We start from the raw sequence: 14,222 nt of genomic DNA, 5'->3' as shown, positions 1-14,222 counted from the left end.
CCATGCGCCAAAAACCCACTGTGCTTGCTCGCGAGATTGTCGCCAGCAGCCGCCTATTTCGTGTCGAAGCTGTGCAATTGCGCTTCTCCAATGGCACAGAACGCACCTATGAACGGCTGGTTGGGCGCAGCACAGGGTACGGGGCCGTGATGATCGTGGCGATGATCGATGCCGACCATGCACTGCTGGTCGAAGAATACTGCGGTGGTACGGATGAATACGAGTTGTCCTTGCCCAAGGGCCTGATCGAGCCAGGCGAGGATGTGCTGGCGGCGGCCAACCGGGAGCTGAAGGAAGAGGCCGGTTTCGGTGCGCGCCAGTTGGAACATTTGACTGAGTTGTCGCTGTCGCCGGGCTACATGAGCCAGAAAATCCAGGTGGTGCTGGCTTACGATTTGTATGAAGAGTCGTTGCCGGGCGATGAGCCCGAGCCGATGCGCGTCGACAAGGTCAACCTGCGCGAGCTGTCGGCCCTGGCCCAGCATCCGCAGTTTTCCGAAGGCCGGGCCCTGGCGTCGTTGTATCTGGTGCGCGACCTGCTGACCCAGCGCGGGGTATTCATCCCGTGAGTACTGCTATCCACCCTCTGATTCCTGGCGTGATCGAATTGGCGCATCGTGCGGGTGAGGCCATCGTGCCGTTCTGGCGCATGAACGTGGCCGTGACCGCCAAGGCGGATGACTCGCCGGTGACGGCGGCCGATCTGGCGGCCCACCAGGTGATCGTCGACGGCCTGACGGCCCTGGCGCCGGATATTCCGATTCTGTCGGAAGAAGACTGCAATATCCCCCTTGAAGTGCGTGCCCAATGGCAGCGCTGGTGGCTGGTCGATCCGCTGGATGGCACCAAGGAATTTATTGCCGGCAGCGAAGAGTTCACCGTCAACATCGCCTTGGTCGAACAGGGGCGGGTGGTGTTCGGGGTGGTGGCGATGCCGACTAACGGTCGCTGTTATTTCGGCGGTGCAGGCTTGGGTGCGTTTCGCAGTGAAGCCGATGGCAGTGTTCAGCCCATTAAGGTGCGCACGCTGCCGGCTGCCGGAGAAGCCTTCACCGTAGTTGCCAGCCGCCGTCATTCGAGCCCCGAGCAGGAGAAGCTGCTGGCCGGGTTGAGTGCGGCGCTGGGTGAATTGCAATTGGCCAATATCGGCAGTTCGCTGAAGTTCTGTTTATTGGCCGAAGGGGCGGCGGATTGTTATCCGCGCCTGGCGCCTACTTCGCAGTGGGATACCGCGGCGGCACAGGGTGTGCTGGAAGGGGCCGGGGGAGAAGTGCTGGAAGTGAGCGGGCAGGTGTTCAGCTACCCGGCGCGTGAGTCATTGCTGAATCCGTTTTTCCTGGCCTTGCCGGCAGCGGCGCCTTGGCGCGGTGATTTGTTGCTGTTGGCCATGATTGATACACCTACCTGACGGTGGGGCACGGTTAAGGTAGGAGCTGGCTTTAGCCGCGATGAATGCACCGCGGTTTGTCTGTTGCACCGTGGTGACCGCATCGCAGCCAAGGCTGGCTCCTACACGGGCCGGTAGGAGCTGGGTACCCGCGATGCGGACGCCGCGGATTGTCTGTTGCACCGCGATGCGCATAGGTATCTACACAATTCTGGGGCAGCGCGGCTCTTGTAGCCGCTGCCGAGGTACGAGGCTGCGATCGGCGGCGAAGCCGTCGTAAATTCAGGCCCTTCGGTGTGCCTGATGGATTACGGTCTCAGGTTTTACGGCCGCTTCGCTGCCGATCGCAGCCTCGTACCTCGTCAGCGGCTACATTCGTAGCAGTAGACGAGTTCAGCGAGGCCAGGTCCGGGGACGTAGTCCTCGCAAAGCCTGTACTCGCGGTGTATCTGAATACTGAAGTGCCAGGTTTTACGACTGCTGCGCAGCCGGACGTGGCCTCGTTCTACTCGTCCACTGCTACGAAATGCAGTACACCAAAAGATGTGTAGATACCTATGCCGCGATGCGGGCAGCGCGGTTTTAACGATGCAATACGTACTGCCCGCTGAATTGCACTGCCGTTTGCTCGCTGCCGCTGTTCATCACCTGGGTGTTTAATGTCAGCCGCGCCCGGCCATAGCGCTGATACGTCGCGACAAACTTCTTCCAGACTTTATCTTCCGACGGCTCGCACAGCGCAATCGCATCGCCCGTCACCGGCAACGGATAGCTGATCTGTCCTTCCTGGATCACGATATGCCCGTCTTCAATCCCTTCTTCGCGCAGCCGCAGGTGTAGCCAGCCCCAGCCGGCCAGCACCGCTACGCAATACAGGCTGCCACCGAACATGGTGCTCTTGTGATTGACGTTGGCCGCCAGCGGCAGCTTCAGGCGCAGGCACTGGGCTTGCCAGTCGAGCACCTCAAGGCCCATTTCCCGGGTGAGGGGGATGTCGTGGTGCAGCAGTGCCTGCAGTTTTTTACGAGTGTCAGTCATGCCCGGTTACTCCGTGTCGTCACTGGCAGCAAAGCTCAAGCCGTGCTTACGCAACTTGTCATGCAGGGTTTTGCGCGGTATGCCCAGCGCTTCGGCCAGGCTGCGCATGGAGCTGTGGGAGCGCGCCAGCTCGGCGGCGATCAGGGCGCGTTCGAAATGCTCGACCTGCTCGCTGAGGTTGCCGCTACCGATGGCCACTGAGTGGGGGGCTGTCGATTCGGGATGCTCGTTGTCCAGTGCCAGCTCCAGGCCCAGGGCAAAGCGCTCGGCGACGTTTTGCAGTTCACGCACATTCCCAGGCCAAGTATGGCGCAGCAGCATGGCGCGCTGCGCCGGTTGCAGTTCGGACAGCGGTTGGGGCAAACCATGACGCTCACCGGCCGTATCGGCGAAATATTGAAACAACACCAGGATGTCTTCACCGCGCTCGCGCAGCGGTGGAATGCGCAGTGGGGCGACGTTCAGCCGGTAATAGAGGTCGGCACGAAAGCGGCCCTGGTCGGCGGCTTGGCGCAGGTCTTCCTTGGTGGCGGCGATGATGCGGATATCCAGCGGGATCAGCTGGTTGCCGCCCAGGCGCTCCACCACACGCTCCTGCAGCAGGCGCAGCAGCTTGACCTGTACATCCAGGCTCATGCTCTCGATTTCGTCCAGGAACAGTGTGCCGCCATTGGCGAATTCGAACTTGCCGATCCGGCGCTTCTGCGCGCCGGTAAAGGCGCCGGGCTCATGGCCAAACAGCTCGCTTTCGACCACTGACTCTGCCAGCGCGCCAGCGTTGATGGCGACGAAAGGGCCATTGCGGCGGGCCGACAGGTCATGCAGAGCGCGCGCCACCACTTCTTTGCCGGCACCGGTTTCGCCCAGGATCAGCACATCGGCACGGGTCGCGGCCAAGGCGCCGATCTGCTCGCGCAGACGCAGCATGGGGCCAGACTGGCCGACCAGCCGAGCGCTGAGTTCTTGTCGGTCGCTCAAGGCCAAGCGCAGGCTGCGGTTTTCCAGCACCAATCGGCGCAAGGCCAGGGCACGGCGCACGCTGTCGAGCATGGCGTCGCTGGCGAAGGGTTTTTCCAGAAAGTCATAGGCACCGGCGCGCATGGCCTGTACCGCCAGGGGCACGTCGCCATGGCCCGTGATCAGCAGCACCGGCAGTTCGGCATCCTGGGCATGCAGTTGCTCCAGCAGCTGCATGCCATCAATGCCCGGCATGCGGATATCGCTGACGATCACGCCCGGCCAGTCTCGCTCGATACGCGCGGCCAGGCCCCGGGCTTCGCTCAAGGCCATGACCTTGAGCCCGGCCAGGTCCAGGGTCTGGCTCAGGGCTTGGCGCAGGTGCGGGTCGTCGTCGATCAGCACCACGTTGACGAGGCTGTCGATGGCGGTGTCCGTGCTCATGCAGATAAATCCTCCGGCGGTTGAAGGTTGGCGCCCGGTTCCGCGGCGCGCAGGCGCAAGGTCAGCAAAGCGCCGCCCTGGGGATGGTTGGCCAGCAGCAGCTCGCCACCCAGCGCCCGCATCAAGGTATCGCAGATGGCCAGGCCCAGGCCAAGCCCCTGGGTGCGGGTCTTGGTGGTGAAAAAAGGCTCCCGTGCCCGGGCCAGTGCTTCACTGCTGAAGCCTGGGCCGTTGTCGCGAATGTACAGGTTGACGTACTCACCTTGGCGTTCGGCACTGAGCCAGAGCATGCGCGGGTTGGCTTTTTCGGTGAGCGCATCCAGGGCATTGGCCAGCAGGTTGCCGAGCACTTGGCGCAGCCGGGTTTCGCCAGCCTGGACCCACAGGGTCGCGTCTGGAATATCCCGTACCAGTTCCACCGCCATCGCCCGGCGGCGTTTGCCCAGCAGCGCCAGGGCATCTTCGAGCGCCGGTTGCAGCGCCACCCGCTCCGGTGCGTGGCGGTCGCGACGGGCGAAGGCGCGCAAGTGGGCGATGATCGAGGCCATGCGGCCGGTCAGCTCATTGATCAGCTTGAGATTGCCACGAGCGTCATCGGTGCGCTGGTGGTCGAGAAATTTCTCGGCGTTTTCCGCGTAGCTGCGAATGGCCGCCAGCGGTTGGTTGAGCTCATGGCTGATGCTGGCCGACATGGTGCCCAGCGCCGACAGCTTGCCGGCCTGGACCAGCTCGTCCTGCGCCTGTACCAGCTCCTGCTGGGCCTGCTCGCGCTCCAGCACTTCGGTTTTCAGGCGCCGGTTGAGGCCTTCAAGGTCACTGGTGCGCTCGATCACGCGCACCTCCAGCTCTTGTCGGGCATGGGCCTCGAACTCGATACGGTCCAAATAGTTACGCCGTCGCTGCATCATCAAGCCGAGCAACAGCATGATCACCAGCAGGGTCGCGCCGCCCACCGCCACCACGGTGCGGACCGGGCGGTCAAGGAGGGTGCGGGGCGCCAGGATGCTGACTTGCCAGCCGGTTTCCTCGATGCTCTGGGTCTGGATCAGCCAGGCGTTCCTGTCCAGGTTCAGAGGCTTTGGGTCTTGGGTCGGGTAGGGCTGGATGGCCTTGATGGCCGCCAGCTCATCTTCAGTCAGAGGACGGGTGGCCCTAAAGCGCCACTCCGGCCTGGACGTGAGGATCACCACGCCATTGTGGTCGGTCAGCAGCAGTTGTTCGGGCGACTTGCCCCACAGGGTTTCGGTGTGGTCCAGGTCGACCTTGATCACCAGCACCCCGACGATTTTTTCTCCATCACGCACGGCGGCGGCGAAGAAATATCCGCGCTTGCTCGAGGTGGTACCCAGGCCGAAGAATCGCCCCAGCCGACCCTCGATGGCATCGCGAAAATAAGGCCGAAAAGCAAAATTACGGCCCGCGAAATTATCGCGCTTGTCCCAGTTCGAAGAGGCCAGGGTATTGGCCTTGGTATCCATCAGGTACATGACCTCGGCGCCGGTTTGCTTGCAGATGTCCTGCAACAGGCGGTTGGCGTTGGTCTGGGCTTCGATATTGAAGGGGTTGGCAAGGATGGCGCGTAGCGCTGGCAGGTCGCCCAGAATCTGCGGCAGCGTTTCGTAGCGGTGCAAGGTGCCCAACAGGTTGGCCACGTAGAGGTCGAGGGTTTGCCGGTTCTGGCTGGTCAATTCGCTGCGGTAATAGCGTTCGGCAAGGTGCTCCAGCGGCCAGAGCAGCGGTGCCAGGCACAGTGCCAACAAGGCCAGGCTGCGCCAACGGGGGCGACGAAGTGCGGTCAGGGTCATGGGCATGCAGTTTGGCGTCGAAGTTTGCCGGCATTATGCGCCAGCCTCTTGCGAATCGGTCGGCGCAGTGGCGATATAAGCGGCAAAAACACCGAGGCTCCGATCATGCCGCTCTCCACTCTGATTCACCGTGCCAGCCTCCCAGGCCCGTCCGTCGATGCCGATCAGGCGGCGCAATGGCTGCTGGCGCACTACGGCTTGCAAGGGTCGTTGCAGTCGTTGGGCAGCCAGCAAGACCTCAATTTTCGCCTCGACAGCGAGCGTGGACGCTACGTGCTGAAGATTTGCCATGGCGACTACGCCGCGGTGGAGATCGAGGCACAGCATGCGGCGTTGGATCACCTCAAGGCCAAGGGGCTGCCGGTGCCCGGTGTGGTGGCCGCACTCAATGGAGAGCGGTTGCTGGCGCTGACGGTGGGGGAGCAACCGGTGCGCGTTCGACTGCTCGACTACATCGACGGCCAGTCCCTGACCCGCCTGCCTTATATGAGCGCAGCACTGATGGCACAGCTTGGGCAGGTGTGTGCTGAAGTCGACCTGGCATTGGCGGATTTTGAGCACGAGGGGCTGGCCCGCACCCTGCAATGGGACCCGCGCCATGCCCAAGTCATGATCGAGCACCTGATGCCGGTGTTGACCGATGCTACTCGCCAGCAGGCGCTCAAAGCGGCTGTCGGTGAGGCCGATCGTCGTCTGCAACCATTGCGCGAACAACTACCCGTGCAGGCCGTGCACCTGGACATCACCGATGACAACGCCGTTTGGCTTCGCGATGAGCAGCGGCAATGGCAACTACAGGGCATCATCGATTTCGGGGATCTGCTGCGTACCTGGCGGATTGCCGACCTGGCGGTCACCTGCGCGGCCTTGCTGCACCATGCCGAGGGCGATCCGATGCGGATTTTGCCGACAGTGCGGGCTTATCACGCGTGCAATCCATTGACGTTGCCCGAGCTGCGAGCCTTGTGGCCGCTGATAGTCGAGCGGGCTGCGGTGCTGGTGCTCAGCGGTGAGCAGCAGGTGAGTGTCGATCCGGGCAATGCCTACAGCCGGGACAACCTGGCCCATGAGTGGGAAATTTTCGAGGTGGCTACCTCGGTGCCGCAGGCGTTGATGGAGGCGGCGATTGTTGAGGGCCCCCCGGTTTATCCGCGAAGCTTTTTGCCTTTGCTGCCGCAGCTTGCCGGTGAGCATTTCGAGCGCGTCGACCTGGGCGTCTTGAGCCCGCACTTCACCGCTGGCAACTGGCAGCAGCCTGGCATCGACGCCCGTTTGCTGGAGGAGGGCGCAGACAACACCGGCCTCGCTACCACACTGTATGGCCAGTATCGACTGTCCCGCACCCGCCCGGATTGCTCCGACGAGCCCGACACCTGCGCCTTGCATGTGGATGTGAAAATCCCTGCCGAAACCATCGTCCAGGCGCCGTTCGCGGGCACCGTGCGGCTGCTGGAGGAGGGCGGCGTACTGTTGCAGGGCGAAGATTTGAGCCTGCACTTGTGGGGCCTGGTACTGACAGTGGCCAGCGAAACCACCGTGCTTGCAGGCCAAGCGCTGGGCCACAGCGAAGCGCATTTGCGCATTCAACTGTGCAGCGCCGAAGGGGGGCTGCCACCCTTGTTTTGTACGTCATCGCGCGCCGCAGCATGGAAAGCCTTATGCCCCTCCCCACGTGCAGTGCTGGGGTTTGATTGCGATGCAGAGCCATTGCAGGACGCATCTGAACTGCTGGCACGCCGCGACGCCAGCTTTGCCCGTTCGCAAAAGCATTACTACCAGGCGCCTCCGCAGATCGAACGAGGCTGGCGCAATCACCTGATCGACATGCAGGGCCGTTCCTACGTCGACATGCTCAACAATGTCGCGGTGCTCGGCCACGGCCACCCGCGTATGGCTGCCGAGTCGGCCAAACAATGGTCGCTGCTCAACACCAACTCACGTTTCCACTACGCCGCTATCGCCGAGTTTTCCGAGCGCCTGCTGGCGCTGGCACCCGACTCGATGGACCGGGTGTTTCTGGTCAACAGCGGCACCGAAGCGAATGATCTGGCCATTCGCTTGGCATGGGCCTACAGCGGTGGGCGCGACATGCTCAGCGTGCTGGAGGCCTACCACGGCTGGTCGGTGGCCACCGACGCCATCTCCACCTCGATTGCCGATAACCCCCAGGCCCTGAGCACTCGGCCCGATTGGGTCCATCCGGTGACGGCGCCGAATACCTATCGAGGTACTTTTCGCGGGGGCGACAGCACCGCCGACTATGTGCGAAATGTTGAAGAAAACCTGCAGAACCTGGCCGGCCAGCAACGGCAAGTGGCCGGTTTTATCTGTGAGCCGGTCTACGGCAACGCCGGTGGCATCGCCCTGCCACCGGGTTATTTGCAGCAGGTGTACGCCAAGGTTCGGGCGGCCGGTGGCGTGTGCATCGCCGATGAAGTACAGGTGGGTTACGGCCGCCTGGGCGAGTATTTCTGGGGCTTTGAAGAGCAGGGCGTGGTGCCGGATATCATCACCATGGCCAAGGGCATGGGCAACGGTCACCCCCTGGGCGCGGTCATCACCCGCCGAGAAATCGCCGAAGCACTGGAAGCCGAGGGTTATTTCTTTTCCTCGGCCGGTGGCAGCCCGGTCAGTTGCCGGATCGGCATGGCCGTGCTTGATGTGATGGATGAAGAGGGCCTGTGGGAAAACGCTCGTGTAGTGGGCGGGCATTTCAAGGCGCGGCTTGAAGCCTTGATCGATAAACATCCATTGGTGGGGGCGGTGCATGGTTCGGGATTCTATCTGGGCCTTGAGCTGGTGCGCGACCGCGCCACGCTGGAGCCGGCCACGGCCGAGACCGCCATCCTGTGCGAGCGCCTGCGCGATCTGGGTATCTTCATGCAGCCGACGGGTGATTACCTGAACATCCTCAAGATCAAACCGCCGATGTGCACCACCCGCCAAAGCGTGGACTTCTTTGCGGACAGCGTGTCCAAGGTGCTTTCAGAAGACCTGTAAGCCTTCATCTGAAGCCTGTTAAATCGATTGTTATCGGGTTAACAGGCTTTTTTTCGCCAGGCGGTTACTGAATTAAGTTTTAAAGCCGATATTTATCGGATATAAATACGCCCATTGTCGAAGCCAGCCACTCAACGAGGTGTTCAATGAGCCGTATCGTGACCGTCGCCGCTACCCAGATGGCCTGTTCCTGGGATACCCAGGCCAATATCGAAAATGCCGAAAAGCTGGTCCGCGAAGCGGCGGCCAAGGGCGCGCAGATCATCCTGATCCAGGAGCTGTTCGAAACCCCGTACTTCTGCCAGAAGCCCAATGCAGACTTCCTGCAGCTGGCGACCCCGCCCGAGTGCAACCCGGCGATCCTGCATTTCCAAAAGGTTGCCAAGGAGTTGGCCGTGGTTCTGCCGATCAGCTTTTTCGAGCTGGCGGGTCGTGCCCGTTTCAACAGCATCGCGATCATCGACGCCGACGGCTCAAACCTCGGGATTTATCGGAAAAGCCACATCCCCGATGGCCCTGGCTACCACGAAAAGTATTACTTCAACCCGGGCGATACCGGCTTCAAAGTCTGGCAAACCCGTTACGCCAAAATCGGCGTGGGCATCTGCTGGGACCAGTGGTTCCCCGAGTGCGCCCGCAGCATGGCGCTGCAAGGTGCGGAAATCCTCTTCTACCCAACCGCCATCGGCAGCGAACCGCACGACGCCAGCATCACTTCGCGTGAGCACTGGCAGCGCGTGCAACAAGGCCATGCCGGCGCCAACCTGATGCCTCTGGTGGCGAGCAACCGCATTGGCCGGGAAGAGCAGGATGGTTACGACATCACCTTTTACGGCTCCTCGTTTATCGCCAATCAGTTTGGCGAAAAGGTCGAAGAGTTGAACCAGACCGAAGAAGGCGTGTTGGTTCACCGCTTCGATCTGGATAAGCTTGAACACACTCGCAGCGCCTGGGGCAGTTTCCGCGACCGACGTCCGAACCTGTACGGCGCCCTTAAAACTTTGGACGGTTCCCTGGAGTCCTGAACATGACCACTTTGACCAGTACGCCACGCGCAGACGGCTTCCATATGCCGGCCGAATGGGCCACGCAAACCCAGATCTGGATGATCTGGCCCGAGCGGCCAGACAACTGGCGCCTGGGCGGCAAGCCCGCGCAGGCGGCGCATGTGGCCCTGGCCAAGGCCATCGCCCGCTTTGAACCAGTGACCGTGGCCGTGTCGGCCGGGCAGTACGACAACGCCCGTGCCCGCCTGGATGTGCCGAACATTCGCGTGGTGGAAATGAGCAACGACGACGCCTGGGTCCGTGACACCGGCCCGACCTTCGTCATCAACGATCAGGGCGAGGTTCGTGGTGTGGACTGGGACTTCAATGCCTGGGGTGGTTTCGAGGGCGGGCTGTATGCGCCCTGGAACCGCGACGAGCAGGTGGCCAGCAAGATCCTCGAAATCGAGCGCTGCCCGCGTTATTACACCGAAGGTTTTGTGCTCGAAGGTGGCTCGATCCACGTGGACGGTGAAGGCACCCTGATCACCACAGAAGAGTGCCTGCTCAACCACAATCGCAACCCGCACCTGACCCGCGAGCAGATTGAGGCAGTGCTGAGCGATCAGTTGGCTGTGGATAAAATCATCTGGCTCCCGGATGGCTTGTTCAACGATGAAACCGACGGCCATGTGGATAACTTTTGCTGCTACGTGCGCCCTGGCGAAGTGTTGCTGGCCTGGACAGATGACCCGCAAAACCCCAACTACTCGCGCTGCCACGCGGCACTCGACGTGCTGCAGAACAGCCGCGACGCCAAGGGCCGGGCCTTCGTCGTGCATAAAATGCCCATCCCCGGGCCGCTGTACGCGACCGAGGAAGAATGTGCGGGCGTCGATCTGGTGGAGGGCTCCCAGGAGCGTCACCCTTCGGTACGCCTGGCCGGCTCCTATGTGAACTTTTTGATCGTCAATGGCGGCATCATCGCGCCGAGCTTCGACGACCCTCAGGATGCACCCGCCAAAGCCCTGCTTCAGGAACTGTTCCCACAGCATGAAGTGGTCATGGTGCCAGGTCGCGAACTGCTGCTCGGTGGCGGCAACATCCACTGCCTGACCCAACAACAACCGGCCCCGTAGGAGCCAGCCTTGCAGGCTGTGTGAAAACTCAAAATTTGGTTGATTTAGGGGGTACTTGACCCCCTCCCGACTAGTCGATCGTCGCGTGTACGCGATTACAGGAGGTCGTTTTTTGAGTGGGTCGACTTTTGTCGGAGTTTTCACACAGCCTGCTTGGCTGCGATGAAAGCACCGCGGAGTATCAGGCAAACCGCGGCGTGTTCATCGCGGCTAAAGCCGGCTCCTACAACAAGCCGCGCCGCCGTCTAGGTAGGAGCCAGCCTTGGCTGCGATGAAAGCACCGCGGAGTATCAGGCAAACCGCGGCGTGTTCATCGCGGCTAAAGCCGGCTCCTACAGCAAGCCGCGCCGCCGTCAGGGTAGGAGCCAGCCTTGGCTGCGATGAAAGCACCGCGGAGTATCAGGCAAACCGCGGCGTGCTCATCGCGGCTAAAGCCGGCGAACCTCCGCGAAATTGACACCTATCTATAGGCAACGATAGGATCCGCCGCAACGCCTGTGGCCAATCAGCCACGCTCAGAATAAAAAGGCCCGCTGCGCTCTGCGCAGGCGGGCTTTTTCATTTCTGACCCAGAAGAGTCGATCCCGCCCGGTGCGCTTCCACCGTGCGCGGGGCCACAGCGCGTCATCAACCCGTAATAAGGAAAACAACATGTTGAACACCAGGATCAGCCTGATCGCTCTGGGAATGATCAGTGCTACCCAGGCGATGGCGAACGATCAAGCCGCTTCCAATGGTTTTGTTGAAGACAGCAGCATGAAGCTGCTGCTGCGCAACGCATACATCAACCGTGACTACCACCACAGCCCGACTCGCGCCGAGTGGGGCCAGGGCGTTATTGGCACGTTCGAGTCCGGTTTCACCCAAGGCACCGTCGGCGTCGGCGTTGATGCCTTCGGCCTGTACGCACTGCGCCTGGACGGCGGCAAGGGCCGCAGCGGCGCTGGCGGCATCGACTTCTTCAAGCAGGGCGACAGTGGCGAAGCGGCCAACGACTTGAGCAAGGGCGGCGCTGCGGTGAAACTGCGCGTCTCCAACACCGTGCTCAAGTACGGCGACCAGATGCCAGCCTTGCCCGTGCTGCAGTACGACGACACCCGCCTGCTGCCCGAGAGCTTCACCGGCACCCTGATCACCTCCAAAGAGATCAAGGGCCTGGAGCTGAACCTCGGTCATTTCACCCAGGAATCGCGCAAGAGCGCCGAAGGCCGTGACAGCGGTGGCCTGAAGTCCATCGACGTGTACGGCGCCAGCTACCGCTTCACCGACAACTTCACAGGCTCCCTCTATGCCTCCGACGTTGAAGACGTGCTGAAGAAGCAATACCTGGGCTTGAACTACGTGATGCCAATCAGCGACGAACAGTCCCTGACCTTGGACTTCAACGGCTACAAGACCGAGCTGGACAAGCAGTACGCTGTGGATAACAACCGCGACAACACCATCTGGAGCCTGGCGGCGACTTATGTGACCGGCGCGCACTCCTTCACCCTGGCGCACCAGCGCAGCAGCGGTGAAACCGGCTACCTGTACGGCGGCTACCAGAACGCGGGCGGTATCGGCGACGGTGGCTCGTCCATCTACCTGGCGAACTCCTACTGGTCGGACTTCAACGCCGAAGACGAACGCTCCTGGCAGCTGGGCTACGGCCTGGACTTCAGCAGCTTCGGCGCCCCAGGCCTGACCTACAAGTTGGCCTACGTGCGCGGCGACAACATCAACACCCACGGCCTGGGCGAAGGCAAGGAACGCGAGATCTTCACCCAACTGCAATACGTGGTGCAGAACGGCGTCGCCAAAGACCTGACCCTGCGTGCTCGCACCTCCTTCCTGCGCGTCTCCAACAACGCTGCTGCCTACAACGAAGACGGTAACGAACTGCGTGTGTTCGTTGAGTACCCGATCAACGTGTTCTGATGCATTTAAAGCCGGGCTCGTTTAGAGCTTGGTTTTTCCACCGCTGCGTAAGTGAAACTTCCCCTCATACACCCTTACATTTTGACATACGGCCTTGCCGTATAGTCAGCCGCATGTACACTATTATCGAAACCGAAACTTTTCGCCGTTCTGCAGACGCTATCTGGAGCGATAACGAGCGCCAGGAGTTTATTGTCTGGTTGGCAGCAGACCCGTTGGTGGGCGATGTGATCCCCGGCAGTGGGGGCTTGCGAAAAGTTCGCTGGGCCCGAGAGGGTTCTGGCAAGCGGGGTGGGACGCGTGTGATCTACTACAACACGTTTGCCAGCGGCTGCACCTGGCTACTTATTGCCTACTCCAAGGCGAAATTTGACAACCTGCCCGCATCTTTCCTCAGGCAGCTTAAAGAGGCGCTCCACAATGAGTGACGAGCTCACCCAATTTCAAAACGATCTCCTTGCTTCCATCCAACAGATGAAAGATGGCAAGGCGGCTCGAGTGACCACGGTCAAGCTGTCGGAAGCGGCTGAGGCAAGAGCTAAGGTGGGCGTGTCCCAGAATGACTTTGCCGAACTTCTGGGTGTCAGTTTACGAACCTTGCAAGACTGGGAGCAGGGGCGGCGACACCCTACAGGTGCCGCGCGGACGCTATTGCGTGTGGCAAGCCAGCATCCGGAAGTACTCCGCGAATTGCAGTCAGTTTGAGCGGGCGCTGTGGATATCTAGACGCCTGACAGGTAGGAGCTGGGCTTGCCCGCGATGGCCGCGCCGCCGTTTTCCAGAAATGACGCATCATCCATCGCGAGCAGCAAAGATACCCACACCAGATCAATCTGTTGACAACCCTGTTCAGGCCATGCTTGGTCACGTCAGGCACTAGTTTGAGCCTGTGATTATCCCTGTGCATACATTCACAGAATGCCTATAAACATGGGCTGAAACCGCTGTGGATTAATTCATCAACAGGTGAATTGCTTAGTTATCCACAGGTCGCTTTATCCATCTCATCCTCCAAACCTTCCAACAAAGCATCCACCAACGCCTTCGCCATTTCGGCCAGATGCAAGGTCGACCAGGCCATACCCCGGTCTTCTTCGGGCGTACAACTCACCGCTTCTCGACCGGTATTCATCGCGCATTTCAGATACAGCGAGGCGTGTACCAACGCATCGTGCGCGTCGACTCCGCTGAGCACAGCGAAAATCGGGCCGTGGGGTGCTTCGCAGGTTCCGAAGGGGGTCAGTTTGGTTTTGGGGAAATTGAACGGTGGATCGGGAACAATCTTCTTCATAGGGGGAGATTCCTTGATAGAAGCTGAATCCATTCGCTACCACGCGAGGGGGAGGCAGCTGTACGCGGAGTGGTAGACCGGGGAACCGCCCCAAACCCGGCAGGACCGAAGTCCTCCCGCGTACAGCCGCCATTACTGGAGCTGTGCTGTTCAAGACGGTTTACCCCGGGCTACCACACCCGATCGCTGAAACGTCAGCGACCAGAAAAGCCTACGGGTCATCCAGCCATGCGAACAGTTCATGCAGGGAGACAGATT

12 protein-coding genes are annotated in these 14,222 nt (G+C 61.1%); 8 read left to right on the top strand and 4 right to left on the bottom strand.

What is annotated here, in order from left to right; all coding sequences use genetic code 11:
- Positions 1 to 2 precede the first annotated feature (2 nt).
- Both nudE and cysQ read left to right on the top strand, forming a co-directional pair.
- Positions 3 to 569: an ADP compounds hydrolase NudE gene (gene nudE, locus AC3IX4_RS27785; RefSeq protein WP_489258495.1), complete on the top strand. Its 567-nt coding sequence runs from the start codon at positions 3 to 5 to the stop codon at positions 567 to 569.
- Positions 566 to 1,408, top strand: coding sequence for a 3'(2'),5'-bisphosphate nucleotidase CysQ (cysQ, locus tag AC3IX4_RS27780; protein ID WP_489258494.1), 843 nt, complete (start codon positions 566 to 568; stop codon positions 1,406 to 1,408). Before nudE ends, cysQ begins: the two co-directional genes overlap by 4 nt.
- 561 nt (positions 1,409 to 1,969) lie before the next feature.
- Here cysQ and AC3IX4_RS27775 read toward each other — a convergent pair.
- From AC3IX4_RS27775 to AC3IX4_RS27765, 3 genes are read right to left on the bottom strand one after another with little or no spacing between them, the layout of a single operon-like run.
- Positions 1,970 to 2,425, bottom strand: coding sequence for a YiiD C-terminal domain-containing protein (locus AC3IX4_RS27775; protein ID WP_489258493.1), 456 nt, complete (start codon positions 2,423 to 2,425; stop codon positions 1,970 to 1,972).
- A gap of 6 nt (positions 2,426 to 2,431) precedes the next feature.
- The gene (locus AC3IX4_RS27770; RefSeq protein WP_489258492.1) at positions 2,432 to 3,826 is read right to left on the bottom strand and encodes a sigma-54-dependent transcriptional regulator; all 1,395 of its coding nucleotides are present in this window, start codon (positions 3,824 to 3,826) and stop codon (positions 2,432 to 2,434) included.
- Positions 3,823 to 5,631 carry a sensor histidine kinase gene (locus tag AC3IX4_RS27765; protein ID WP_489261384.1) on the bottom strand — a complete coding sequence of 603 codons (1,809 nt, stop codon included), beginning with the start codon at positions 5,629 to 5,631 and terminating at the stop codon, positions 3,823 to 3,825. The genes AC3IX4_RS27770 and AC3IX4_RS27765 overlap by 4 nt, the downstream gene beginning before the upstream one ends.
- Positions 5,632 to 5,736: 105 nt before the next feature.
- On the opposite strand from AC3IX4_RS27765, the gene AC3IX4_RS27760 reads away from it, so the two are divergent.
- From AC3IX4_RS27760 to AC3IX4_RS27735, 6 genes are all read left to right on the top strand, one after another.
- Positions 5,737 to 8,631: an aminotransferase gene (locus AC3IX4_RS27760; RefSeq protein ID WP_489258491.1), complete on the top strand. Its 2,895-nt coding sequence runs from the start codon at positions 5,737 to 5,739 to the stop codon at positions 8,629 to 8,631.
- 146 nt (positions 8,632 to 8,777) lie between these two features.
- Entirely contained in the window at positions 8,778 to 9,656 is an 879-nt protein-coding gene (gene aguB, locus AC3IX4_RS27755; RefSeq protein WP_489258490.1) for an N-carbamoylputrescine amidase, read from the top strand.
- A 2-nt stretch (positions 9,657 to 9,658) separates the two neighbouring features.
- A complete protein-coding gene (gene aguA, locus AC3IX4_RS27750; protein ID WP_489258489.1) occupies positions 9,659 to 10,756 on the top strand; it encodes an agmatine deiminase in 1,098 nt (365 codons plus the stop codon).
- A 651-nt stretch (positions 10,757 to 11,407) separates the two neighbouring features.
- Positions 11,408 to 12,673, top strand: a complete 1,266-nt coding sequence (locus AC3IX4_RS27745) for an OprD family porin (RefSeq protein ID WP_489258488.1) — start codon at positions 11,408 to 11,410, stop codon at positions 12,671 to 12,673.
- A 113-nt stretch (positions 12,674 to 12,786) separates the two neighbouring features.
- Positions 12,787 to 13,101 (top strand): transcriptional regulator, encoded by a 315-nt coding sequence (locus AC3IX4_RS27740; RefSeq protein ID WP_489258487.1) that lies wholly within the window; start codon positions 12,787 to 12,789, stop codon positions 13,099 to 13,101.
- On the top strand, positions 13,094 to 13,378 hold the full coding sequence (locus AC3IX4_RS27735; protein ID WP_489258486.1) for a helix-turn-helix domain-containing protein: 285 nt from the start codon (positions 13,094 to 13,096) through the stop codon (positions 13,376 to 13,378). The genes AC3IX4_RS27740 and AC3IX4_RS27735 overlap by 8 nt, the downstream gene beginning before the upstream one ends.
- 274 nt (positions 13,379 to 13,652) lie before the next feature.
- On the opposite strand, the gene AC3IX4_RS27730 is transcribed toward AC3IX4_RS27735, so the two are convergent.
- The gene (locus AC3IX4_RS27730; RefSeq protein WP_489258485.1) at positions 13,653 to 13,964 is read right to left on the bottom strand and encodes a DUF3077 domain-containing protein; all 312 of its coding nucleotides are present in this window, start codon (positions 13,962 to 13,964) and stop codon (positions 13,653 to 13,655) included.
- Between the last annotated feature and the right edge of the window lie 258 nt (positions 13,965 to 14,222).

This window comes from Pseudomonas sp. KH_021, from assembly GCF_057838865.1.
Note: the sequence above shows the minus strand (reverse complement) of the source record. Positions and strands in the feature narration are given on the sequence as shown.

Excerpts from the sequence above, each read along its gene's own strand:
- nudE (WP_489258495.1), top strand. The coding sequence starts at position 3 with ATGCGCCAAAAACCCACTGTGCTTGCTCGCGAGATTGTCGCCAGCAGC.
- AC3IX4_RS27775 (WP_489258493.1), bottom strand. The coding sequence starts at position 2,425 with ATGACTGACACTCGTAAAAAACTGCAGGCACTGCTGCACCACGACATC.
- AC3IX4_RS27740 (WP_489258487.1), top strand. The coding sequence starts at position 12,787 with ATGTACACTATTATCGAAACCGAAACTTTTCGCCGTTCTGCAGACGCT.
- AC3IX4_RS27765 (WP_489261384.1), bottom strand. The coding sequence starts at position 5,631 with ATGACCCTGACCGCACTTCGTCGCCCCCGTTGGCGCAGCCTGGCCTTG.
- AC3IX4_RS27735 (WP_489258486.1), top strand. The coding sequence starts at position 13,094 with ATGAGTGACGAGCTCACCCAATTTCAAAACGATCTCCTTGCTTCCATC.
- aguA (WP_489258489.1), top strand. The coding sequence starts at position 9,659 with ATGACCACTTTGACCAGTACGCCACGCGCAGACGGCTTCCATATGCCG.
- AC3IX4_RS27770 (WP_489258492.1), bottom strand. The coding sequence starts at position 3,826 with ATGAGCACGGACACCGCCATCGACAGCCTCGTCAACGTGGTGCTGATC.
- aguB (WP_489258490.1), top strand. The coding sequence starts at position 8,778 with ATGAGCCGTATCGTGACCGTCGCCGCTACCCAGATGGCCTGTTCCTGG.
- AC3IX4_RS27730 (WP_489258485.1), bottom strand. The coding sequence starts at position 13,964 with ATGAAGAAGATTGTTCCCGATCCACCGTTCAATTTCCCCAAAACCAAA.
- AC3IX4_RS27745 (WP_489258488.1), top strand. The coding sequence starts at position 11,408 with ATGTTGAACACCAGGATCAGCCTGATCGCTCTGGGAATGATCAGTGCT.
- AC3IX4_RS27760 (WP_489258491.1), top strand. The coding sequence starts at position 5,737 with ATGCCGCTCTCCACTCTGATTCACCGTGCCAGCCTCCCAGGCCCGTCC.